Genomic DNA, 22674 nt, shown 5'->3' on the forward strand with positions numbered 1-22674 from the left:
AGACATGCCTGCAACCATCGTCCAGACCAACGACAAGCCCTTCGAGCGCGTCGCCATCGACCCGGTGACGCTCGACATCATCGAGAACGCCCTGCGCAATGCGCGCATCGAGATGGACGCGACGCTCGTGCGCACCGCGATGTCGCCCGGCATTCGCGAACAGGGTGATGCCTTCCCGCTGATCGCCGACCATACCGGCAAGATGATCGTCGGCCAGTTCGGCTCGTTCATCGGCGGCTTCCTCGAGAACTATGAAGGCACGCTCGAGGACGGCGACATGATCTTCCTGTCCGACCCCTACTCTGTCGGCGGCGCGATCAGCCACTCGAACGACTGGCTGGTGCTGCTGCCGGTGTTCAAGGATGGGCGCCTCATCGCCTATACCTCGATGTTCGGCCATCAGTCCGACATCGGCGGCAAGGTCGTCGGCTCGATGCCGATCAACGCCCGCTCGATCTTCGAGGAAGGCGTGCGCATCCCGCCGGTGAAAATCTGGAAGCAGGGTGAATACAACGCCGATCTGATCCGCCTCGTCATGCACCAGACCCGCAAGCCAGACTGGTGCGCGGCGGACCTCAACGCGCTGATCGCATCGTGCCGCGTCGCCGCGCGCCGCGTGATCGAGATGGCCGAGCGTTTCGGCGACGATGTTTACGTCTCGGCCACGCAGGAACTGCTCGCCCGCAATCACCGTGCGATGAAGGCGCTGGTCGGCATGGCCATTGCCGAGGAGCCGGTCAGCTTCGAGGACTACATCTGCGACGACGGCATGGGCTTCGGGCCCTACAAGATCAAATGCACGATGTGGCGCGAGGGCGAGAAGGTCGTGCTCGATTTCGCAGGCACCGACCCGCAGTCAGTCGCCTCGATCAACTTCTTCCTCAACGAAAACATGTTCAAGATGTTCTTCGGCATCTACATGATCATGGTCTTCGACCCGCAGATCCTGTTCAACGACGGGTTCTACGATCTGATCGACGTGCGCATTCCGGAAGGCTCGCTGCTCAAGCCGAAGTTCCCGGCCGCGCTTTCAGGCCGCACCCATGCGCTGGGCCGCATCTTCGACATTCTCGGCGGTCTTCTCGGCCAGAAGACCCCGGAGTTCCTCAACGCCGCCGGCTTTTCTTCGAGCCCGCACCTGTTCTACGCGGGCAATGACGAGCGACCCGGCAAGAACGGAGACTGGTTCCAGCTGTTCCAGATCGGCTTCGGCGGCATCCCCGGCCGCCCGATGGGCGATGGCCCCGATGGCCACTCGCTCTGGCCGGGCTTCACCAACGTGCCCAACGAATTCCTCGAGCGCTACTTCCCGATGGTGATCGAGCGCTACGAATGCGAGCCGGATTCAGGCGGCGCCGGGCTCCATCGCGGCGGCAACGGCATCCGCATGACCTACCGCTTCCTGTCCAAGGGTACGATCGCGATCCACGACGACCGCTGGTTCGTGCCTCCCTGGGGCGTCAACGGTGGCGAACCGGGCGCGCGCGCGCGCAAGATCCTCGAAAAGCCCGACGGCACGCAGACCATCGTCGGCAACAAGGTCGAGGATCTCGAAGTGGAGGCCGGTGACGTGCTCCACTTCATCACATGGGGCGGCGGTGGCTGGGGCGACCCCCTTGCCCGCGATGCAGAACTGGTCGGCAAGGAAATCGTGCAGGGACTGGTCACGCCTGAAGGTGCGCGGGCTTATGGCGTGGTCGCCGATCACCGAGGAGCGGTCAATCTTGCCGAAACCGAAGCCTTGCGCGCGCGCCTGCGCGAGGAGCGGGGCGATCTTCCGCTGTTCAACTACGGTCCCGGCATCGAGATTCTGCGCGCCAATTGCGAAGCGGAAACTGGGCTACCCGCACCGATCCAACCCGAATGGCCGCTACTGGAGGCGGCAGAATGACCATGACAACTAGCAATCCTGCGCCCGCCAATCCCGGCCCCTTGCGCGACATTCGCGTGCTCGAACTCGGTCAGTTGCTCGCCGGCCCGTTCTGCGGCCAGTTGCTGGGCGACATGGGCGCCGACGTCATCAAGGTCGAACCGCCCGTTACTGGCGATCCGATGCGTGACTGGGGCTTGGGCACGGAAAAGGTCCAATGGGAAGTGATCGCGCGGAACAAGCGCTCGGTCAGCGCAAACCTTCGCGTTGCCGAAGGCCAGGCTCTGGTCAAGCGCCTGATCGCCCACGCCGACGTACTCATCGAGAATTTCAAGCCGGGCACAATGGAGAAGTGGGGCCTTGGTCCGGACGTACTCCTTGCCGCAAAGCCCAACCTGATCATCGCCCGTATGTCGGGATACGGCCAGACCGGCCCCTATTCCAACCGCGCCGGTTTCGGCGGCATTGGCGAAGCTATGGGTGGCTGGCGCTACATCGTCGGCGAGCCCGACCGCGCGCCCAGCCGCATGGGTGTTTCCATTGGCGACACCCTCACGGCCACCTATGGCTGCATGGGCGTGTTGGCTGCATTGCACGAGCGCGAACGCACCGGGCGCGGGCAAGTGATCGACGCCGCGCTCTACGAATCCGTGTTGCAGGTCATGGAGGGCCTCGTCCCCGAATATGACCGCACCGGCTACATCCGCGAGCGGTCGGGCTCGGTCCTGAAGGGCATCGCCCCGTCCAACGTCTACAAGTGCAGGGACGGCGAATTCATGATCGGCGCGAACAAGGATTCGCTGTGGAAACGCCTCGCCAATGCCATGGGCCGGCCCGAACTGGGCGACGATCCGCGCTATGCCACCCACCTTGCCCGCGGCGAGAACCAGGACGAACTGGACGAGCTGATCAATGACTGGACCCGAACGCTGACCATCGACGAGGTCGACGCGCTGATGATCGAGCATTCGATCCCGGCCGGCCGCGTCTATCGCGCGCCCGACATGCTGGCTGACCCGCACTTCCAGGCGCGCGAGGCGATCATCGAGGTCGAGACCGAGCGCTTCGGCCCGCTCAAGATGCAGTCGAGCTTCCCCAAGCTTTCGGCCACGCCCGGATCTGTGCGCCGTCCCGCGCCGTCAAAGGTCGGGCAGCACAATGCCGAAGTCTACGGCGAACTGCTTGGCCTTGGCGAAGTTGAGCTTGCGCAGATGGCAGAGCAGGGCGTCATCTGACGCCCTGCCTTTCGGCTTACTCGAAACCGATCTTCTTCATGTAGGCAGCGCTGCCGGCAATGGCGACCTTGAGGTCGTCGGCCCGGTCCTGCTCGACGAAGAAGTGCTCTACGCCAGAATTCTTCGCGGCCTCGATAATGCCCGCGATGTCGAGCGAGCCGTCCCCGAGCCAGGTCAGGTAAGGGAACAGCGCGATCCAGTCGGCCGGGGCGCCACCATCTCCGGCGAAGCGCTGCTGGCCCTTCATGTCCTTGAGGTGCATCATCCGGTAGCGGCCCTTGTACCGCGCCAGATAGGCCTTCGGATCGGCGCCACCGGCCGTGGTCCAGTAGGTATCCATCTCGAGGAACACGTGTTCGGGATCGGTCGCGTCCAGCAGCGTGTCGATCGGCACCTTGCCGTCCATCGGCGCAAAGCCATAACCGTGGTTGTGATAGGCAAAACGAACGCCGTTGCGCGTGGCGCTCTGGCCGATGTCATTGAAGACGTCGGCCATGCGCTTGTAATCGTCGAGCGTCTTGCGCTGCTCGGCCGGAATTGCCGGGAGCGTGACGTAAGTCGCGCCAAGAGCGCGCGCCGCGTCGGCCAGCTCACCCATCCGGGTCTGCAGCGTGAACAGATCGGTGTGCATCGAGGGCACGGTCATCCCGTGGGAATCGAACACGGCCTTGATCTGCGCCGTGCCAAGACCGAAGAACCCGCTCCCTGAAAAACCCAGCATCTTGGCCGTGTTCTTCCAGCCATCGATCTGGCGCTGGTCGCTGAAGGTATATGGGCCGTAGGTCTCGAGCTCGCGGTAGCCCAGCTTGGCCAGCAGGGCGATGGTTCCAGTAAAGTCCTCGCTCAACATCTTGGCCACGGACCACAACTGGATGCCGAAACGGCGCTTGCTGTCGAGCGCCCGCAAGGGGGCATTGGCCAGTGCCAGCCCCGCCATCGTGGCAGTCCCGGCGGTGGTGAGGAAAGTGCGGCGATTCATGCATCGGCTCCCGGTTCAGCGCACCTTGTCTCGCGCTGTCACGAGACTTTGCGCCCGCTTTACCCGTGCGGTCAAGACCTGTTCGGCCAAGACCGTTGCCGTCAGGCGCCCGCCTCTTCTCGCTCGATCTCGCGCCAGCCGATGTCGCGACGGCAGAAACCTTCCGGAAAGACGATCGCATCGACTGCGGCATAGGCCGCATCACGCGCGGCCTTCACGCTCGGCCCCTTGGCAGTCACGTTGAGCACGCGCCCGCCATTGGCCGAAAGCACACCCTCTGCCGAAAGCGCGGTGCCGGCGTGGAACACTTTCGCCCCGGTCGCCTCGGCGGCAGGGATGTGGTCGATCCGGCCACCCTTCTTCGGTGTGCCCGGATAGCCTTCCGCCGCCATGACCACGGTCATCGCCACCTCGCTGGAGAACCGCGGCGGCTGGATGCTCGACAGCTTGTTGTCGGCACAGGCCAGCAGCAGTTCCACGAGGTCGCTTTCCAGCCGCAGCATCAGCACCTGGCATTCGGGATCGCCAAAGCGGGCATTGTATTCGATCAGCTTCGGCCCCTGCTCGGTCAGCATGAGACCTGCATAGAGCACGCCGGAATAGGGCATGCCCTCGTCGGCCATGGCCTTCACCGTCGGCGCGATGATCTGCGAGAGCGCCTGCGCCTCAATTTCGGGCGTCAGCACGCGCGCCGGGCTGTAGGCGCCCATGCCGCCGGTATTGGGGCCGGTATCGCCATCGCCAACGCGCTTGTGGTCCTGTGCCGATCCGAACGGCACGATCGTCGCCCCATCGGTCAGGGCGAAAAAGCTCGCCTCTTCCCCGGTGAGGAACTCCTCGACGACGACTTCGGCACCGGCAGAGCCGAAGGCACCGTCGAACATGTCGTCAACTGCGGCCTCGGCCTCGGCCATCGTCATCGCCACGACGACGCCCTTGCCCGCAGCCAGGCCATCGGCCTTGATCACCACCGGCGCGCCAAAGTCCTTGAGCGCGGCGCGGGCTTCTTCCAGCGACTTCGCGCGGACGTAGCCTGCGGTGGGAATGTTCGCGCGGGCGCACAGATCCTTGGTAAAACCCTTGGACCCTTCAAGCTGCGCTGCGGCGCGACTGGGTCCGAACACCGAGAACCCCGCCCCGCGCAGCGAATCCGTCAGGCCATCGACCAGCGGCGCCTCCGGTCCCACCACGACAAGGCCGATGCGATTCGTCTCGCAGAAGGTCACCACGCTGGCATGGTCGGTCAGATCCAGCGCCACCAGCTCGGCGTTTTCCGCAATGCCGGGATTGCCGGGTGCCGCATAGAGCTTGTCGAGGAGCGGCGATTGGGCCAGTTTCCAGCTGAGGGCATGTTCGCGCCCACCCGATCCCAGCAGCAGGATATTCATGGCTTTCCCTTCCGCGCCTTTTGACGACGATAACAACGGCTCGGGCGGGCTCCTAGCGAGGGAATCGGCAGGCGACAACGCCCCGGCTCTCTCGATCTCCGAGATTTCGGCGCTGCTCAAGCGCACGGTCGAAGATCGCTTCGGCTTCGTGAGGGTCCGTGGCGAGCTTTCCGGCGTGAAGCGCGCCGCCTCGGGTCACCTCTACCTCTGCCTCAAGGACGAAAACGCGCGACTGGATGGCGTGATGTGGCGCGGCGGCGTGCAGCGCCTGAACTTCCGGCCCGAAGACGGCGTCGAGGTCATCGCCACCGGCAAGCTGACGACCTACCCGGGCCGCTCGAACTACCAGATCGTGATCGAGCGCATGGAGATCGCGGGCGAAGGCGCGCTGCTTGCCCTGCTCGCCAAGCTGAAGGCGCGGCTCGAGGGCGAAGGGCTGTTCGATCCCGCGCGCAAGAAGCCCCTGCCCTTCCTGCCGCGCACCATCGGCGTTGTCACCTCGCCCACCGGCGCCGTGATCCGCGACATCCTCCACCGCCTGTCCGACCGCTTCCCCAGTCGCGTCATCGTCTGGCCGGTGCTGGTCCAGGGCCAGGGCGCGGCGGCGCAGGTCGCAAATGCCGTGCGCGGCTTCTCCGCGATGGAGCCCGGCGGACCAATCCCGCGCCCGGATCTCGTCATCGTCGCGCGCGGCGGCGGCTCGATCGAAGACCTGTGGTCGTTCAACGAGGAGGAGGTCGTCCGCGCCGTGGCGGACTGTACCATCCCGATCATCAGCGCGGTCGGCCACGAGACCGACACCACGCTATGCGATTTCGCCGCCGACTTGCGCGCGCCGACACCAACCGCAGCAGCCGAACTTGCGGTGCCGGTACAAGCGGAGCTAGCCGCCTTCGTCGCCGATCTCAACGCCCGCCAGCGCCGCGCCCTTGCCCGCCAGCTTGCGCAGGCCAAGGAACGCCTCGAAGCCCGCAGCCAGCGCCTGCCCCAGCCGCAGGCACTCCTGCAGGGCCAAGCCCAGCGCGTCGACGATCTGGGCGAGCGCCTGCGCCGCGCCTTGGTCCACCGCACCGAAATCGCCGGATCGGTCCTCGCCCGCCACGCCGGAGCCCTGCGCCCTGCTCTACTGAGCGCACGGGTTACGCGCGAGCGCGAGCGGCTCGACGCCCGCCGCCTGCGCCCCGAAGTCCTGCTCCAGCGCATCGAACACGCGCGCGGCAAGATCGACGCGCTCGACCGGCTGCGCCGCTCGCTCGATCCCAAAGCCCCGCTCCAGCGCGGCTACGTGCTCGTTACTGCACCCGATGGCCACGTCGTCAGGACGCGCGAGGATGCACAGGCGCGTCCGGCGCTGCGGCTGGAATTCGCCGACGGCACGCTCGACGTCAGCACCGGTTCCGCTGCGCCCCCGCCCGCCCGGCCAGCTCCCAAACCGCGCCCGGCCGCACGGCCCGAGGGACAGCAGGAATTGTTCTGAGGCGGCATTAGGACTACATTGCCCTCATGCTGATGTCCCAATCCGGCCGCCTCGCGCGCCTTCACTACCTTCCCGGCTCGTTCCGCCAGCTTTCCGGCGGTGATCATGTCGTCTGCGCCGTTTCGGGTGAGCAGATCCCGCTCGATGCCCTGCGCTATTGGTGCGCGAAGCGGCAGGAGGCCTATGCCACCGCCGAAATCTCGACGCGCCGCCATCTCGAAGGCTGACAGGCACGCCATGCTCCTGCCACGGCGCGCATTCCTTGCCGGATTTGCCGCAGTGGCGGCGGGTGGCGCACGGGCCGTCGCCCCGATCAGCCCGCTGACGATCGAACCCGAAAGTCGCATCATGCAGGGCGGTTGGCTGCGGGGTCGCGTCCCGCATCAGTCGAATTCACTCAAGCTTGATGGCAAGCCGATCCCGTTCGCCAGCGATCGGACATTCCTGCTTGCCTTCGATCGCGATGCCGGCCCTCTCGCCCGCATCGAACTGACGCTGGAAAGTGGTCAGACATCCGTTCGCGAACTCGCCATCGCGCCCCGCGCCTGGCAGATCGAGCATATCAACGTCGCCCGCAAGCCCGGTGGCGTGACGAACGAGGACTACCTCCGCCTGCGCCGTGCCGAGCTTGCCCGCATCGCTGCTGCCCGCGCGCTTGACACCGGCGCACAAGGCTGGCGGCAGCCTTTCATCCGTCCCGCACCAGGCCGGTTTTCCGGCCGCTTCGGCTCCCAGCGCATCTACAAGGGCGAACCGGCGGCCTATCACTCCGGGCTCGACATAGCCGGTGGCGCGGGCACGACCTACGTCGCTCCGGCCGATGGCGTGGTGACGCTTGCCGCGCAGAGCCCGTTCAGCCTCGAAGGCCGGCTCTTGATGCTCGACCATGGCATGGGCCTCAACAGTGCCTTTCTCCATGCCTCCGAACTTCTGGTGCGCGAAGGCGACAAGGTTGCCCAGGGCACGCCGCTGGGCCGAATCGGTGCCACCGGTCGTGCGACCGGCCCGCACCTGCATTGGTCGATGAAATGGCAGGCCAGTCGGATCGACCCGCTGCTTTTTCTTCCTGACCAGACGTAAGCCGCATTCACGGCCCTTTGCGCAGGTAGCCCTCATCACCGGCGGTTCGTTTTCCTTTGGCGCCCGGTTGCCGATGGAACGAAGCGGCCATGGGGATTCTGGTATCAGCTGCAACGCCTTTTTCCCTAACTTCGCAGCGTTGTTTCACCCGAAACCGTCACCTTTGAAATTAATGACAAGTGAACCGGGTCGGAGTGTAATTTCTGTGCATCACCCGTAAGTTACGGAAATCCGGCCTTACCTTACCTGACCCAAAGGCGGTGTGGCAGTTTCGCTACACATGTTTCGGATTCATTTCGTAACTGACAATCGTGTTTTGATGGACCCGATCATTTCAGCCAAACAGACACATCTTGCCCGTTTGCCAAGGGGGCCCAAGCTTCGCTCTGAAGCGCGATGTTAGGGTTTTGGCGATACGGGAAAGGGCCTGCACACCTCTTGCTGGCTGTGCAGGATTCAGGACAAAAGGGACTGGACACGTGAACATCAAAACCTTCTCTGCGCTCCGTGCGAGCGCCGCGCCGCTGGCGCTGGTCGTCGCCGGTTTCGCCGGCTCGGCCGCCATCGTCGCGCCTGCCATGGCGCAGGACGTTACTGCCGCAAGCCTTTCAGGTACTGTCGTTGACGACTCGGGTAAGCCGATCTCGGGCGCCCGCGTCGAAGTAACCTCGGTTGAACGTGGCTTCACCCGCACCACCACCACTTCGGGCAACGGCACGTTTACGCTGCCGGGCGTGCAGGTCGGCACCTACAACGTGACCGTGATGGCTGACGGCTACACCACGACCCGCAGCGAGAACGTTTCGGTCGGCCTCGGCGGCAACAACTTCGACTTCACCGTTTCGAGCGAAGCGCCGACCACCGGCGAAATCGTCGTCCGTGGCGCGCCGGTTCGCAAGGTGGACTTCTCGGGTACTGCCACCGGCATCGTGTTCGACGTCCAGAAGGTTGCCGAGACTGTTCCGGTCGGCCGTTCGATCGAAGCCATCCAGCTCCTGACCCCGCAGGTCACCTCGGGTGACTCGGCATTCGGTGGCGTTTCCATCGCCGGTTCGTCGGTTGCCGAAAACGTCTACTACATCAACGGCATGAACATCACGAACTTCCGCACCTTTGTGGGCGGAACCACCGTGCCGTTCGAATTCTACGACCAGGTCCAGGTCAAGACCGGTGGCTACCAGGCAGAATTCGGCCGCAACACCGGCGGCGCGGTCATCGCGCTGACCCGTTCGGGCTCGAACACCTTCCACGGCGGCTTCAACGTCTATTACCAGCCGGAATGGGGCTACGAGCAGGCGCCGAACACCTACTCGCAGAACAACAAGCTGGACAAACGCGAAGTCATCGAAGGCAACATCTGGGCCTCGGGTCCGGTGATCAAGGATCGCCTGTTCTTCTTCGGCTTCTTCAACCCGCGTCACTACACGCAGAGCGACACCGACGCGTTCGGCGATACAACGACCCGCGTGAACAACAAGCCCTTCTACGGCGGCAAGCTCGACCTCAATCTGTTTGACGGTCACCGCGTCGAAGGCACGTACTTCAACGACTCGCAGGACGAGAAGGTCAAGTTCAACGGTTCTCCGACCACCAACTTCTCGGGCGGTTCGAACTACATCGTCAAGTACACCGGTGCCTTCACTGACTGGTTCACGCTCTCGGCTCTCTACGGGCGGTCCAAGTTCAACCAGACCTCGGCTGGCGCTGATGACGCCAACCCGTATGTACTGGATGGTCGTGTGCCTGCTGATGGCCTCAAGCTCATCTCAGGGAACCCGGCCGGCGTGATCGATACCGGTCGCGACCAGCGTACCAACTACCGCATCGACGCCGACCTCAACTTCTCGCTGCTGGGTGAACACCACCTGCGCGCTGGTTGGGACCTCGAGAAGCTGCAAGCTGACAACGCGACGATTTACTCGGGCGGCACCTACTACCGCTATTATCGCTCGGGCAGTAACCCTGCGTTGGGCGGGCTAATCCCTGCAAACACCGATTACGTCCGTGTCCGCACGCTCAATTCGGGTGGCAGCTTCAAGTCCGAGAACACCGCGTTCTACATCCAGGACGACTGGGACGTTACCGAGCGCATCAACCTGTCGCTCGGCCTGCGCAATGACAAGTTCGTGAACAAGGACGGCCTCGGCTCGCCCTTCACCACGCTCAAGAACCAGTGGGCTCCGCGCCTCGGTGTCAACTTTGACCCGACCGGCGACAAGACCGCTCGTATCTCGGCCTTCTACGGTCGTTACTACCTGCCGGTGGCTGCGAACACCAACATCCGCCTCGCCGGTTCGGAAACGTTCCTGCAGGACTGGTACACGCTGCCCGTCAACGGCAACGGCCAGTACACAGGCAGCCTGACCTCCCCCACGCTCGGCACCAAGGTTCTGGCCGAAGTGCTCTCGCCGGGCGGCGTTGCCGATCCGACTACGCTGGTCTCGAAGAACCTCAAGCCGCAGTACATGGACGAGTTCATCGTCGGTGGTGAATACAACTTCCCCAACCGCATGAAGATTTCGGTCAACTTCACCTATCGCAAGCTGGGTGCAGTGCTTGAAGACGTCGATTTTGACGGCAGCGGTGACAAGAACGTCCCAAGCACCTACTATGGGTCGATCATCAAGTCATTCTGCGCCACGCAAAATCAGGCATTCTGCAACGGCACGACCGTTCCGACCATCGGCAGCGGTGGCTACGTGCTGATGAACCCGGGACAGGATCTTATCGTCAACGTCGCCGACGCCAATGGCGCGCTGCACGAAGTCACAATCCCGGCTTCGTTCATCGGCCTGCCCAAGGCAAAGCGCACCTACTGGGCTGCAGAACTGAAGTGGGAGAAGCCGTTCGAAGACGGCTGGGGCCTCACCGCCAGCTACGTCTGGTCGCGTTCGCGCGGCAACTACGAAGGCGGCGTGAAGTCGGACAATGGTCAGGACGACACCGGCCTGACGCAGGACTTCGACGAACTCGGCTGGGTAGACGGTTCGTACGGCTTCCTGCCGAACCATCGCGAACACACCTTCAAGGTGTTCGGTAACTGGAAGCCGACCGATCGTCTGAACCTCGGGTTCAACGCCCTGCTCCAGTCGCCGCGCAAGTTCGGCTGCATCGGCACCTATCCGAGGGGCGACCTTCGGGCGACGGGCACCTCTGCAGCTTCTTGGTATTGCGATTCGCAAATCAAGGCCGGCAATATCGATGGCACAGTGGGGCAGCCTGTTGGCCGCGGCACAGTGTTTGATGGTGACTGGAACAAGCGCGTCGACATGAGCATCGCCTACACGATCCCGATGGAATCGATCGCAGGCGGCATCACGCTACGCGCCGACGTGTTCAACGTCTTCAACTTCAAGAGCAAGCTCGACTTCAACGAATTCGGCGATCTTGATACTGTTACGTCGATCAACCCGAACTACCGCAAGGTCACCGGCTACCAGACCCCGCGCTTCTTCCGTTTCGGCGTCTCGGCCAACTTCTGATCCTTCGCCGTAAGGCATTGATCAAGAATCGGGGGCGGTTCTTCGGAACCGCCCCTTTTTTGTGCGCTGAGGATCGCTTCGTTTCGGTCCGTAGACCCAGGACACATCACGCGCGCGTGCTCAGCTCGAGGCAAAATTGCCCAGCGCCCGGCTTGCTTGGAGTTGGGCAGGAGCATGGGAAAAGTGGTCCGGTTTCAAGCCCATCCCACGTGCGACAGGCCGAATTGGCCAAATCCTTGCAGTGCCCCGGAATGGCTACCGTCTCGACCGCCTTGAATGTCTGCAATCGGTACTGGACCGAGGGCAGCTCAGCGCTGCCTGAAGCGCCATGCCTTTACACCGCTGGCGTCGGGCATGGTCACCGGTTCAAGCCAGCCCGGAGCCTTGCCGGACATGAGGTGGGCAATGAACCCGGCCGGTGCCTTCTCCGCGTAGAAGCGGGCCTCACTGCCGCCGGGGCAAATCACCACCATCGTCGACCCGCGTCGTGCCATGATCTGCCGCGCGGCCTCGTCCGGTCCAAGGAAGGCATCGATCACGTCGCGAATGGCGGCGCTCGCCCGGTGGTGGGCGGTGGCGACGACCGTATGCCCGGACGTGACCAGCACGGTCGGACCGATGTCCAGACCGGTGAGCAACGTGCCTTTCGGCAGAGCCGCAAGAGCGGGCACGGCCCGGGAGAAGTCGCAGCCAAGGGCCACTTCGCCATGTGCGCGACCATCTGACGCTTGGCCTGCCGGTGCGAGCAGACGCACCCCCTGATCCACCAGCACGCCCGGCAGGAGCAGCGCGATCATGACAACTACCCGGCCCATGCGTCGGACCAACAGGGAATCCTGCCGCCAGCGGGCAAACTGCTCCGCAAACTGCCACGCTGCAGGCACGGTCGCGAAAAGGCAGGACACGCCCGATGCGCGCGCCACCAGCAGGCCGACCAGCGTTGCGCCAAGCAGCAACACCGCATAGTCGAGCCAGAACAGCTGCACTCCACGATCCGCCGCGCGCGTGGCCAGGCGCAGGCAGGCAATCAGGCCGAACAGCGGCAACAGGATGATAGTCGCAGCAAAGCCCGGCTCCTGCCGCCACACCGGTAGCCCCTCAAGCACGGAATCAAGCCAGACCTTGCGGACCAGCGGATCAACCGAAGCGAAGGCGTCTCCCGCAAGGCACTGTGGCGCCCACGCCGCAGCAAGGCCGACAGCCCCTGCGCCGATCAGGCCCACGGCAAGCAGGCTCACCAACGGCGGACGGTCGCGAAGCCGCGGCAGGATGATCGCCGTGCCCCCACCCATCCACAACAGCGCCACGACGTGGACAGGCGACACTGCATCGCAATGCTGCGCCAGATCGCCAAGGCCACGCGTCGCCAGGAACAGGGCCAGGCTCGCCAGGGACAGGCTCAGCAGATAGCCGATCAGCCACGCGCTCTGGCCGCGCCACAGACGCAAGGTGCAAAGTCCGCCGACGATTACGGCCAGAGGCAGCGATTCAAGCGAGATTGCCAGTGCGAGTGCCAGCGCCGCACCGGCCAGTGCCCCGCCCATCCGGGGCGCGCAGGCAAACAGGCCGTTCAATGCCACCAGCGCAAGCACGAACTGCATGGCATGGTGATCAATCCGCAGCGGCATCATTCGGAACGATGCCGGCACCGCCGCTGCCACCAGAAGGGCGGCGACGATACCGATGCGGGGGCCGAATTGCCGCGCTGCCAGCCGCGCCGCCAGCGCCATTGCCGCCAGAAGGTGCAGCAGCGGCACCACCACGATGGCGATGCTCTCTGCCAGCCCCTGCCCCATCAACGGACGCAACAGCAGGATCATCGCCGCGATCGGGATGTCGACCACGCGGGTCCAGTGCATCGCCACCCCTTCGGGCGGCGCAACGCGGTACTGGTGAAGGTCGAACCAGCCTTGCCCACCCAGCAGGTCGCGCACCTGCTGCAAGCGCAGCGCGTCATCGCCGTCGACGAAAGCCGCTATCGACAGCCTGCCACCGCTGCCGATCAGCGTCACGAGGCTAATCGCAACCCAAGCCAGCAACACGCCCCGCCACGGGAACGCATTGCTGCGCTCTCCCGGCAATGGGCCGGAACGGCCACTGGTCACTGGAAGACGACCCGCTTTCTGAGCAGCCACGTCGTCGTGAAGCTTGCCCCCACGGCGATCAGCTTCGATACGCGCGAATCCAGGCCGATAGCGGTTCCGGCTCCGACGATCAGTGTCGTCAGCGCCAGCCCGACCAGAGCCGAGCCAACGAACAATGCCTTCTGCCGCGTGCGCGCGCCGCGCTCTGCCGCCACCGTATCGGTAAAGACCGTACGGCTCGAAAGCAGCCAGTGCGCGACAATGCCAAGCGAATAGCCGCTCGCCGAAGCAATCACCGGCGCGGTCCCCATCGCCAGCAGGGCAAGGAACGAGCCGATGTCCACGGCCAGCGCGCCGACACTGGCGAGCAAGTAACGCAGAAGCATCACGCGGCGCAGGCGATCGATCATCGGCAGGATCGTCCCGGTCATTTGTGGTGGCACTGTCTGGTTCAGGCGGCCTTGGCCGCAACCTTCTCGGGCACGATCCGCGCTGGAACATCGCGCAGCGACGCCAATGCAGCTGCCTGGTCTTCGCTGGGCGCGACGCGCGCCGGAAGGGCTCCTTGCGCACCCTCATTGCCCGCTTCGTGGTACTCGGCATCCTCGTTCACGCACCAGGTGTCGTATACCCGCGCACCTGCTGCGATATTTTCCACGGTCAACATCGCTGTCATCATCGCGTGGTCCTGGTTGTTGTAGCGGTGCATGCCGTTGCGGCCGACCATGTGCAGCGTCGGATGCGCTGCTTCCAGTTCAGTGCGCATGGCGGCGACGTTTGCGGCATATTCGTCGTCATAGACCGGATAGGCCTTTTCCTGACGCACCACCACGCCGCCGATCACCTTTTCGGGGCTGACAAGGCCGAGGATCGCCATTTCCTGCTTGGCCAGTTCGATCAGCTCAGCATCCGACGAATCCCACAGCGCGTCGCCCTCGAAACAGAAGTATTCCAGACCGACGCAGGCCACGCTTTCGTCCGGCACCATTTCGGGCGACCACGAACGGAAGTTCTGGATGCGGCCGACCTTCACCTTGCTGTCGTGGATGTAGATCCAGTTGTCGGGGAACAGTTCCTCGGACCGGATCTTGAGCGCCACCGTCAGGAAGTCACGATACTTGAGGCGGCTGGCTTCGAGTGTTGTGGCGGGCAGCGGATGCAGGCGCGCGGCCAGCTCGCGCATCGGCGCCGAACTTATGGCATGGGCTGCCTCGATCACCACATCGCCATCCGGTCCCGTCGCAGACAGGCGCCACCCGCCCGCGCCATCGGCTGCAAGCTGCTTGAAGGCATGGCCCATCAGCACTTCACCCTTGCCGCTCGCCACGATCCTGTCGCGCGCAGCATCCCACATCATGCCGGGGCCAAGACGCGGATAGCGGAAGGTTTCGAGCAGGGTCTTGGTCTGCATGCCGTCGTTCGGACGCTTGTTCAGGCCAAGGCTGCGCTTCAGCCCGTCGACAACCGCCCCCCACAGCGACAGTCCCTTGATTCGCTGGGCCGCCCAGTCCGCGCTCATCTCGTCGCAGGGCATGCCCCAGACCTTTTCGGTGTAGGTCTTGAAGAAGATCGAATAGAGCTTCTGCCCGAACTGGTTCACGGTCCAGTCCTCGAAGCTTTTCACCTTGCGGTTGGGAAAGGCCTTGGCTTTTGCGAAGCTCGCCATGCACAGCGTCGATCGCACGAGGCCGAGGTTCCACAGCGCCTCGAACGCGCGCAGCGGGTAGGAGTAGAACTTGCCCTCGTAATAGATCCGGCTCATCCGTGGGCGCTGGATGAAATCGTCGGGCAGAATCTCGTTCCACAGATCGACGACCTGCTGGCTTTTCGAAAAGAAGCGGTGCCCGCCAATGTCGAAACGGTAGCCTTCGTGCTCGACCGTCCGGCTTATGCCGCCGACATAGGTCTGGTCCTTTTCGATGATGGCGACGCTGAAACCGCGCTTGGTCAGGAGGTAGCCCGCCGTCAGTCCAGCCGGCCCAGCGCCGATGATCGCAACATCCACCTTGCGGCTGCCAGAACCGTTTGCGAGGCCATCGGCCGCTCTCGTCCCGTTAACCATCAAAACCCCCGTCTCAGCGCACTTCGCTTGAGCCAGACGTGAAGGAAAATGGATAAGGGATGGTTAATGGCGGCAAGGCCTGCGGCAAAGAATTGCCGTTTCCGGCCAGCCCCGCTGTCAAACTGAGCTGTCAGATCTTGCGCAACCGTCCGCCGGGGCTGGGCATCGGCAGATCGCTGCCCTGCAGGGGTGCGGCAATCCGCGCGAGTTCGTCCATCTTGAAGGTCTGCTCGAAGAGCAGCCCGTAACGCGGATGGCTGCGCCAGCGCACTTTGGCGTAGATCGGGGGGAGAACTTCCGTTTCCAGCCGGACGAGCTCGTTCATCAGGAGCCACTTGTCGCTCTCGATGCACGCCCCCTGCTGCGAAATATCCTGGAACGCGACATGGACCGCATCGCCTCCCGAATGGAGGATGGCATCGAGATGGATGCGCAGCCGGACCTGGCGCTTCGGGAAAGTTCCGTGGCTCTCGTCAAGCAGGCGCTCGATCTCGATGTCACCCAGAAAGCGAAAGCCGGCGTATTCGCCCTCGCTCCAGATCTGCTCGATCGGATAACGATCGCCATTGCTCATTTCGATGGCCAGCGATCCGCAAAGGGGCAGCGGGTTGAACAGGCGGATCTTGAGGCCGCTCGCCGACGCATCACGAATGACGCAGAGGAATTCGCGCTCGCCATCGAGGATCAGCTTGGCGGCACGAATCAGCAAGGTGAAACGCGGCGCGGCGCGTTGGTCCGCTCCGGCTTCCGCGTCCTTAGGCACTTGATCGTCGTCTGCCTGGGCCAAGCCCGATCCCCCGCGCGCGTGAAGCCGCACCGGAGCGCACGCAAACCCCGGTAAGAATCAGTATTAGCACGTAATTCCTACCGCGGAGTTACCAAGCAAATTACGGAATGACTTGGATTTTTACAGCCATGTAAACAACCGCTTTCAATGTGTAGTCTGACTTGTCATCAAATCGCGGCAGATAATTACAATAGCGCCGATTTTTGGTGCGGACGGCGGGACTCGAACCCGCACGATCAAGGATCAAGGGATTTTAAGTCCCCGGCGTCTACCATTCCGCCACGTCCGCAAAAGTTGGCAGGACAGGTTCAAGGTGAACCCTGAAAGCCGCAACTTGTGCAAGTCGCGCCTGCCACAGCACAAAGGGCGCGGCAACGTCTGTTGCCGCGCCCTTTGTTGAATTTTCGGCCGGAAGCTCAGTCGGCGTTCAGCCGTTGCCGCATTTCCTTGCCTGCCTTGAAATAGGGCACGCGCTTGCCCGGTACTTCAACGGTTTCGCCGGTTCGCGGGTTGCGGCCCTTCCGGGCATCGCGTTCGCGCGTGGAAAACGCACCAAAACCACGAAGTTCGACACGCCCGCCATCAGCCAGACGCTTGGCAATCTCATCGAAGAAAACGTCGACAACCCGCTCGATTTCTTCGCTGCGCATGCCAGGGCTTTCCTTGGCGAGAGCCTGCAGCAGCTCCGATCTTATCATTCTTTCCCTCCGCCAGGCGACCATGCGGGCGCCCCCCACAGTTATCTACGATCCCTGCGCCCAAACCCCCGTATGCGCGCATTCCGCCATCCTGCCACGGCCGACCGGTCATGACAATCGTTTCATATTGCCGGGAGTGGCCAAAAATGGACCGTTTCAGGCGATTTCCGCTACGTCGGCCAAGCTGATGCCAAGCAGGCGCATCCGTGCCGCCACTGCAGGCCATTCATCTTGCAGGAAAGATTCACGCTCCCGTCGGCGCAAGGCATCAACCGCGCCGGGTGCGACGAACATGCCAACGCCGCGCTGGACAATCACCAGCCCTTCCTCCTGAAACTGCTGATAGGCCTTGGCCACGGTAAGCGGGTTGGCGCCCTGTTCCGCCGCATAGGCCCGAACCGACGGCAGCATGGCACCCTCGGCATAGCGACCGTCAAGGATTGCCACACAGATTTCGTCACGCAGGCGTAGATAGACCGGACGGCTTGCCTGGCTGATGTTCATGCCCATGGTGACGTAGTGCCATAATACAGCGCATCACACAACGGCTCGTTGCCGCCGCGCTTCGAGCGCACTTCTGCCGCGCACCCACCGCTTCGCCACACTGGTTGCGATTGAAAATAGTTTCTTGCCATCGCCACACGTGGCACTAAGGCGGAAACTTGCCGTGCAGGAGAGGCGCGGCAGTGCAAAAAAGCTCACACAGCAACGACGGGATCGCTCGCCGGCATGGCCCAAGACGACACGAACTTCGCACGAACCACGGCTACTGGCGAGTGGTTCGGCCATCCCCAGCAATTGAAGCGCCTGTTCACGACCGAAATGTGGGAACGCTTCGGCTATTACGGCATGAGAGCGATCCTTACGCTCTATCTCGCCAAGCATTTCCTCTTCAACGATACCACCAGCACCGGCATTTACGGCGGCTTCACCGCGCTCGTCTATCTCACCCCGCTCATCGGCGGACTGATTGCAGATCGTTATCTCGGCTCCAAGCGCTCGGTGAAGTTCGGCGCGATCCTGATGGCGGTCGGCTATTTCATGCTCTGCTTCGGCGGCGAGGCGGCCAAGCCCTACGCCACGATCGAAGGCCAGCGCTATGACGTGACCGTCACCGAGACCGCCGGCAGCGAAGTCCGTTCGGTCGAAGTGGGTGGTCAGCGCCTCGAGATCGTCGGTAACGACGACAAGTCCGTGTCGCTCAAGTCGGCTGACGGGGCCGAGGTCAGGCGCATTGCGCCGGGCGGGTTCCAGTCCGACGGCGAACGCTCGCAGTTCCACATCGCCATCCTGCTTGTCGGCCTTTCTCTGGTCACGGTCGGCAACGGTTTCTTCAAGCCCAACATCTCCACGATCGTCGGCTCGCTCTATGCCGATGGTGACCGCCGCCGCGATGCCGGGTTCACGATCTTCTACATGGGCATCAACCTCGGTTCGCTGATCTCGCAGTTCTTCTGCCCGATTCTGGCCGAATCCGTGGGCTGGTGGGCAGGGTTTGGCCTGGCTGCCGTCGGCATGACCTTGTCGTGGGTCCTGTTCCAGTTCGATGGCGGCAGGCTCGATGGCTATGGTGAACGTCCCGCCGGGGCCGATCCGCGCAAGGACTGGCTGATCTACGGCGCGGCGCTGGTCTGCGTGCCGCTGTTCTTCTTCCTGTTCACCAACCTCATGGCCTATGTCGCGCCGGAAGCGGGCGAGGGACTGATCGGCTACCTCCTTGGCCTGCCGATCATGGGCAAGCTGATGTTCGGCACCTTCCTTCTTGCCGTTCCCGGCATCCTGATCTGGGCGCTGGCCTCGGGCAGCCGCGTCGAATTCCAGATGATGGTCGCGGCCATGGTGCTGATCGTGTTCAACACCGTGTTCTGGACCCTGTTCGAACAGGCAGGCTCCTCCCTCACGCTGTTTGCCGAGCGCAACACCGTGCTTGAAGTGGGCTGGACCCGCGGTCTTTTCGCGGTCTTCAACGCCTATCCGTTCACCTACTACCTGTTCTTCGCGCTCCTGCTGGGCGGGCTCGGATGGCTGCTCACCTGGTTCTTCGGCAATGGCGAACCTGCGGCAACGAAGCGGAAGATGGGTGCGGGCTTCGCTCTGGTGATGACGGCCGGCTTCATCGGCATGATCTATGCCCGGGCCAAGGGCTTTGCCACCGATGAGGTCTACGTCATGCCCGCAGGCCAGACGCAGATCTTCAATGCCCTGTTCATCGTGGCGCTGGCGCCGGTGTTCGGCGCGATGTGGAATGCGATGGCCCGGCGCGGCGTCGAACCTTCGATCCCGGTGAAGTTCTCCATCGCCCTGATGGGCGTGGGCGCAGGCTTCCTGCTGCTGGTGTGGGGCGCGCAATTTGCCGACGCCCAGTTCAAGGTCGGACTGGTCTGGCTGGCAGGCCTGTACCTCGTCCACTCGATGGCCGAACTGTGCATTTCGCCGGTGGGCCTTTCGATGATCACCAAGCTGTCCATGGCCCGCATTGTCGGCATGATGATGGGTGTGTGGTTCCTGTCGATCGCAGTGGCGCAGTACGTTGCCGGCATGGTCGCGCAGGTTGCCAGCGTCGAAACGGTTGGCGGCCAGGTCACCAATCTCAAGGTCAGCCTCGATACTTACGTCGGGGTCTTCTCGACGATCGGCTGGATTTCGATCGGCATCGGCGCCGTGCTTCTCGTCATCGCGGTGCCGCTGAGGAAGCTGATGCACGGCGTAGCGTGATAATTGCCCTAATGGCGGGAACCAGCCGATCGTGAGATTGTTTCTGAAGGGCTAGGCATTGGCCAACTTGAGAGTATCATCAGGGTAACGCGGGCGTTGGTCGAAAACGGCAACGGGCATCGCGGAATGGGGGACGGTTCATGGATCATGCGTTGATCCAGCTTATTGCGGCGACAACAGCCTTCGTTATTTCGCATTTCGTGATGTCAGGGCCCATTCGCTCCCGCCTGCAGTCCATGCTTGGCGGGCAGGGCTTCCTGCTGTTCTATTCGCTGGTATCCCTGTCCGTACTGGCCTGGGCGATGGTCACCTTTGACCGTGTGAAGACGGGAACGCCGCTTTGGGATGGCATGGCCGCCGGCCCATGGGTGGTTGCCAGCCTGCTCACGATAACCGGCACGGCGTTTCTGCTGCCATCGTTCACGCGCAATCCCGCGCTGGCCGGCGCGAATGCTGCTGGCGTGGGCACGTGGATTCCGGCCGGCGTGTTCAGGATCACCCGGCACCCGATGATGTGGGGCATTGCGCTGTGGGCGCTCGGTCACATCGTCGCTTCGCCGACACCTCGTGTCCTGATCGTCATGTCAGGTCTGATCGTGCTGGCGTTGCTCGGCTCTCACTTCCAGGACAAGCGCAAGGTCGCCCAGAACAAGCGAGAATTCCACCCCTGGCAGCGCCGTACCAGTTTCTGGCCACGGCTGCAGGAACTGGGCGCGCTACGGCTTATCTGGGCGATTGCCTTCCTCGTCTGGTTCATCGCCACGTGGCTGCACTACCACTTTTTCGGCGTCCCGGCCGGACTGTGGATGTGGATCGGCTGACCAGAGCCTAGCGGAGAAGTTAGCGCAGGCTTTCAGGCGCGGGCTTTCAGGCCCGCGCTTCGTTCACGCCGGCAGAGTTGTGCCGCAAGGCCTTGAGCACGGTATCGACGATTTGCGGCGCGTTGAGGCCCGCCGTGTCGTACTGCTTGTCCGGCGCATCGTGGTCCTGGAACACGTCAGGGAGGCGCATGGTGCGGATCTTGAGGCCGCCATCGGTCAGCCCCTCGTCGCTCGCCATCGTCAGCACGTGCGCGCCAAGGCCGCCGATCGCGCCTTCCTCGATCGTCACGACAACCTCGTGCGTGGCCATCAGCTGGCGGATCAGGTCGGTATCGAGCGGCTTGGCAAAGCGCAGGTCGGCCACTGTCGTCGAAAGCCCCTTGGCCTCCAACTGATCCGCCGCCTTCAGCGCCTCGGCCAGACGGGTGCCCAGCGAGAGCAGCGCAACCTTGCTGCCTGACCGCACGATGCGGCCCTTGCCGATCTCCAGCAGTTCCGGCTCATCCGGAAGCGCCACGCCAGTGCCATTGCCGCGCGGATAGCGGAACGCGATCGGCCCGCTATCGTGCTTTACGGCGGTATAGGTCATGTGGACCAGCTCCGCCTCGTCCGCGGCGGCCATCACCACCATGTTGGGCAGGGTGGCCAGATAAGTGATGTCGAACGATCCGGCGTGCGTCGCACCATCGGCACCGACCAGCCCCGCGCGGTCGATGGCAAAGCGCACGGGCAGGTTCTGGATAGCCACGTCATGCACCACCTGGTCGAACGCGCGCTGCAGGAAGGTCGAATAGATCGCGCAGAACGGCCGCATGCCCTCTGCCGCGAGGCCCGCCGCAAAGGTCACCGCGTGCTGCTCGGCAATGCCGACGTCAAACGTGCGCGCAGGATGCGCCTTGGCGAACTTGTCCACGCCGGTGCCGCTCGGCATCGCGGCGGTGATTGCGCAGATCGTCGGGTCGGTTTCGGCAAGCTTGGCCAGCGTTTCGCCAAACACGTTCTGGTAGGCAGGTGCGCCGGGCTTGGCCTTGACCTGCTCGCCGGTCACCACGTCGAACTTCTGCACCCCGTGATACTTGTCCGCCGCAGCTTCGGCCGGGGCATAGCCCTTGCCTTTCTGCGTCACGACATGGACGAGGCATGGCCCCTCGGCCGCATCGCGCACGTTCTCCAGCACCGGGATCAGCTGGTCGATGTTGTGCCCGTCAAGCGGGCCGACGTAGTAGAAGCCCAGTTCCTCGAACAACGTGCCGCCCATGGCCATGCCCCGGGCGAACTCGTCGGTCTTGCGGGCGGCGGTGTGCAGCGGCCGCGGCAGCTTGCGCGAAAGCTTGCGCGCGATTTCACGCAAACCCAGGAACTGGCGCGAGGACACCAGCCGCGCGAGATAGGCCGACAGCCCGCCCACCGGCGGCGCGATCGACATGTCGTTGTCGTTGAGGATGACGACGAGCCGGTTGCCCGCCTCGCCGGCGTTGTTCATCGCCTCGTAGGCCATGCCGGCGCTCATCGCGCCGTCGCCGATCACGGCAATGCCCTTGCCGGGACGATCGCTCAGCTTGTTGGCAATGGCAAAGCCCAGCGCCGCCGAGATCGAGGTGCTCGAATGCGCGGTGCCGAACGGATCGTATTCGCTTTCGCTGCGCTTGGTGAAGCCCGAAAGCCCGCCACCCTGCCGCAGCGTACGGATACGGTCACGACGGCCCGTGATGATCTTGTGCGGATAGGCCTGGTGGCCCACGTCCCACACCAGCTTGTCCTGCGGCGTGTTGAACACATAATGGATCGCCACGGTCAGTTCGACCACGCCGAGGCCCGAACCGAGGTGCCCGCCAGTGGTGCCCACGGCAGAAATCATCTCGGTCCGCAATTCGTCCGAAAGCTGGCGAAGCTGCGAAGGTGCAAGCTTGCGGAGATCGTCTGGTGTCTTGACCGTGTCGAGCAGCGGCGTTGCCGGTTCTGAATTCATCCCTCCGCCCTTACACCGATGCTTTGG

Annotated in this window: 17 protein-coding genes and 1 tRNA gene; 8 read left to right on the forward strand and 10 right to left on the reverse strand. The window is 63.6% G+C overall.

Annotated elements, in window-relative coordinates; translation table 11 throughout:
• Window positions 1-4: 4 nt before the first annotated feature.
• Together HGI46_RS09855 and HGI46_RS09860 are read left to right on the forward strand one after the other, a co-directional pair.
• Window positions 5-1891, forward strand: a complete 1887-nt coding sequence (locus tag HGI46_RS09855) for a hydantoinase B/oxoprolinase family protein (protein WP_168904032.1) — start codon at window positions 5-7, stop codon at window positions 1889-1891.
• Window positions 1888-3105: a CoA transferase gene (locus HGI46_RS09860; protein WP_118072761.1), complete on the forward strand. Its 1218-nt coding sequence runs from the start codon at window positions 1888-1890 to the stop codon at window positions 3103-3105. Before HGI46_RS09855 ends, HGI46_RS09860 begins: the two co-directional genes overlap by 4 nt.
• A gap of 16 nt (window positions 3106-3121) precedes the next feature.
• Here the strand turns inward: HGI46_RS09860 and HGI46_RS09865 are convergent, their stop codons facing one another.
• Window positions 3122-4084: a TIM barrel protein gene (locus tag HGI46_RS09865; protein WP_118072762.1), complete on the reverse strand. Its 963-nt coding sequence runs from the start codon at window positions 4082-4084 to the stop codon at window positions 3122-3124.
• 101 nt (window positions 4085-4185) lie between these two features.
• On the reverse strand, window positions 4186-5472 hold the full coding sequence (gene purD / locus HGI46_RS09870; protein WP_168904033.1) for a phosphoribosylamine--glycine ligase: 1287 nt from the start codon (window positions 5470-5472) through the stop codon (window positions 4186-4188).
• Between purD and xseA the strand changes: the two genes are divergently transcribed.
• The 4 genes from xseA to HGI46_RS09890 all read left to right on the forward strand — a co-directional run bounded on the left by xseA (window position 5471) and on the right by HGI46_RS09890 (window position 11511).
• Entirely contained in the window at window positions 5471-6949 is a 1479-nt protein-coding gene (gene xseA / locus HGI46_RS09875) for an exodeoxyribonuclease VII large subunit (RefSeq protein WP_168904034.1), read from the forward strand. The two genes, purD and xseA, sit on opposite strands and share 2 nt — an antisense overlap.
• A 26-nt stretch (window positions 6950-6975) precedes the next feature.
• Window positions 6976-7176, forward strand: a complete 201-nt coding sequence (locus tag HGI46_RS09880) for a DUF2093 domain-containing protein (RefSeq protein ID WP_118072765.1) — start codon at window positions 6976-6978, stop codon at window positions 7174-7176.
• Window positions 7177-7186: 10 nt separating this feature from the next.
• Window positions 7187-8029: a M23 family metallopeptidase gene (locus HGI46_RS09885; RefSeq protein WP_168904035.1), complete on the forward strand. Its 843-nt coding sequence runs from the start codon at window positions 7187-7189 to the stop codon at window positions 8027-8029.
• A gap of 479 nt (window positions 8030-8508) precedes the next feature.
• On the forward strand, window positions 8509-11511 hold the full coding sequence (locus HGI46_RS09890) for a TonB-dependent receptor (protein ID WP_168904036.1): 3003 nt from the start codon (window positions 8509-8511) through the stop codon (window positions 11509-11511).
• A gap of 308 nt (window positions 11512-11819) precedes the next feature.
• Here the strand turns inward: HGI46_RS09890 and HGI46_RS09895 are convergent, their stop codons facing one another.
• The 7 genes from HGI46_RS09895 to HGI46_RS09925 all read right to left on the reverse strand — a co-directional run bounded on the left by HGI46_RS09895 (window position 11820) and on the right by HGI46_RS09925 (window position 17652).
• Window positions 11820-13523 carry a hypothetical protein gene (locus HGI46_RS09895; RefSeq protein WP_206065645.1) on the reverse strand — a complete coding sequence of 568 codons (1704 nt, stop codon included), beginning with the start codon at window positions 13521-13523 and terminating at the stop codon, window positions 11820-11822.
• A gap of 89 nt (window positions 13524-13612) precedes the next feature.
• Window positions 13613-14026 (reverse strand): GtrA family protein, encoded by a 414-nt coding sequence (locus HGI46_RS09900; RefSeq protein ID WP_118072769.1) that lies wholly within the window; start codon window positions 14024-14026, stop codon window positions 13613-13615.
• A 20-nt stretch (window positions 14027-14046) separates the two neighbouring features.
• Window positions 14047-15657 carry an NAD(P)/FAD-dependent oxidoreductase gene (locus HGI46_RS09905; RefSeq protein ID WP_118072770.1) on the reverse strand — a complete coding sequence of 537 codons (1611 nt, stop codon included), beginning with the start codon at window positions 15655-15657 and terminating at the stop codon, window positions 14047-14049.
• A 130-nt stretch (window positions 15658-15787) separates the two neighbouring features.
• Entirely contained in the window at window positions 15788-16444 is a 657-nt protein-coding gene (locus HGI46_RS09910; RefSeq protein WP_118072771.1) for a PilZ domain-containing protein, read from the reverse strand.
• Between the two features lie 204 nt (window positions 16445-16648).
• Window positions 16649-16733: transfer RNA gene (locus tag HGI46_RS09915), tRNA-Leu, on the reverse strand.
• Between the two features lie 127 nt (window positions 16734-16860).
• Window positions 16861-17142 carry an integration host factor subunit beta gene (locus tag HGI46_RS09920; protein WP_039333122.1) on the reverse strand — a complete coding sequence of 94 codons (282 nt, stop codon included), beginning with the start codon at window positions 17140-17142 and terminating at the stop codon, window positions 16861-16863.
• A gap of 156 nt (window positions 17143-17298) precedes the next feature.
• A complete protein-coding gene (locus tag HGI46_RS09925) occupies window positions 17299-17652 on the reverse strand; it encodes a GntR family transcriptional regulator (protein WP_240344841.1) in 354 nt (117 codons plus the stop codon).
• A 219-nt stretch (window positions 17653-17871) separates the two neighbouring features.
• Between HGI46_RS09925 and HGI46_RS09930 the strand changes: the two genes are divergently transcribed.
• Together HGI46_RS09930 and HGI46_RS09935 are read left to right on the forward strand one after the other, a co-directional pair.
• Entirely contained in the window at window positions 17872-19857 is a 1986-nt protein-coding gene (locus tag HGI46_RS09930; RefSeq protein ID WP_168904038.1) for a peptide MFS transporter, read from the forward strand.
• A 140-nt stretch (window positions 19858-19997) separates the two neighbouring features.
• Window positions 19998-20678, forward strand: coding sequence for an NnrU family protein (locus HGI46_RS09935; protein WP_168904039.1), 681 nt, complete (start codon window positions 19998-20000; stop codon window positions 20676-20678).
• 46 nt (window positions 20679-20724) lie between these two features.
• Here the strand turns inward: HGI46_RS09935 and dxs are convergent, their stop codons facing one another.
• A complete protein-coding gene (gene dxs, locus HGI46_RS09940; protein ID WP_168904040.1) occupies window positions 20725-22647 on the reverse strand; it encodes a 1-deoxy-D-xylulose-5-phosphate synthase in 1923 nt (640 codons plus the stop codon).
• Window positions 22648-22674: the final 27 nt, after the last annotated feature.

The sequence above is a fragment of the Novosphingobium sp. ERW19 genome (genome assembly GCF_012641315.1).
Taxonomy (GTDB): Bacteria; Pseudomonadota; Alphaproteobacteria; order Sphingomonadales; family Sphingomonadaceae; genus Novosphingobium.

Bases quoted from the DNA above. Each gene is read 5' to 3' on its own strand.
- HGI46_RS09855 (WP_168904032.1), top strand. From the start codon at position 5: ATGCCTGCAACCATCGTCCAGACCAACGACAAGCCCTTCGAGCGCGTC.
- HGI46_RS09860 (WP_118072761.1), top strand. From the start codon at position 1,888: ATGACCATGACAACTAGCAATCCTGCGCCCGCCAATCCCGGCCCCTTG.
- HGI46_RS09865 (WP_118072762.1), bottom strand. From the start codon at position 4,084: ATGAATCGCCGCACTTTCCTCACCACCGCCGGGACTGCCACGATGGCG.
- xseA (WP_168904034.1), top strand. From the start codon at position 5,471: ATGGCTTTCCCTTCCGCGCCTTTTGACGACGATAACAACGGCTCGGGC.
- purD (WP_168904033.1), bottom strand. From the start codon at position 5,472: ATGAATATCCTGCTGCTGGGATCGGGTGGGCGCGAACATGCCCTCAGC.
- HGI46_RS09880 (WP_118072765.1), top strand. From the start codon at position 6,976: ATGCTGATGTCCCAATCCGGCCGCCTCGCGCGCCTTCACTACCTTCCC.
- HGI46_RS09885 (WP_168904035.1), top strand. From the start codon at position 7,187: ATGCTCCTGCCACGGCGCGCATTCCTTGCCGGATTTGCCGCAGTGGCG.
- HGI46_RS09900 (WP_118072769.1), bottom strand. From the start codon at position 14,026: ATGACCGGGACGATCCTGCCGATGATCGATCGCCTGCGCCGCGTGATG.
- HGI46_RS09905 (WP_118072770.1), bottom strand. From the start codon at position 15,657: ATGGTTAACGGGACGAGAGCGGCCGATGGCCTCGCAAACGGTTCTGGC.
- HGI46_RS09920 (WP_039333122.1), bottom strand. From the start codon at position 17,142: ATGATAAGATCGGAGCTGCTGCAGGCTCTCGCCAAGGAAAGCCCTGGC.
- HGI46_RS09925 (WP_240344841.1), bottom strand. From the start codon at position 17,652: ATGGGCATGAACATCAGCCAGGCAAGCCGTCCGGTCTATCTACGCCTG.
- HGI46_RS09930 (WP_168904038.1), top strand. From the start codon at position 17,872: ATGGCCCAAGACGACACGAACTTCGCACGAACCACGGCTACTGGCGAG.
- HGI46_RS09935 (WP_168904039.1), top strand. From the start codon at position 19,998: ATGGATCATGCGTTGATCCAGCTTATTGCGGCGACAACAGCCTTCGTT.
- dxs (WP_168904040.1), bottom strand. From the start codon at position 22,647: ATGAATTCAGAACCGGCAACGCCGCTGCTCGACACGGTCAAGACACCA.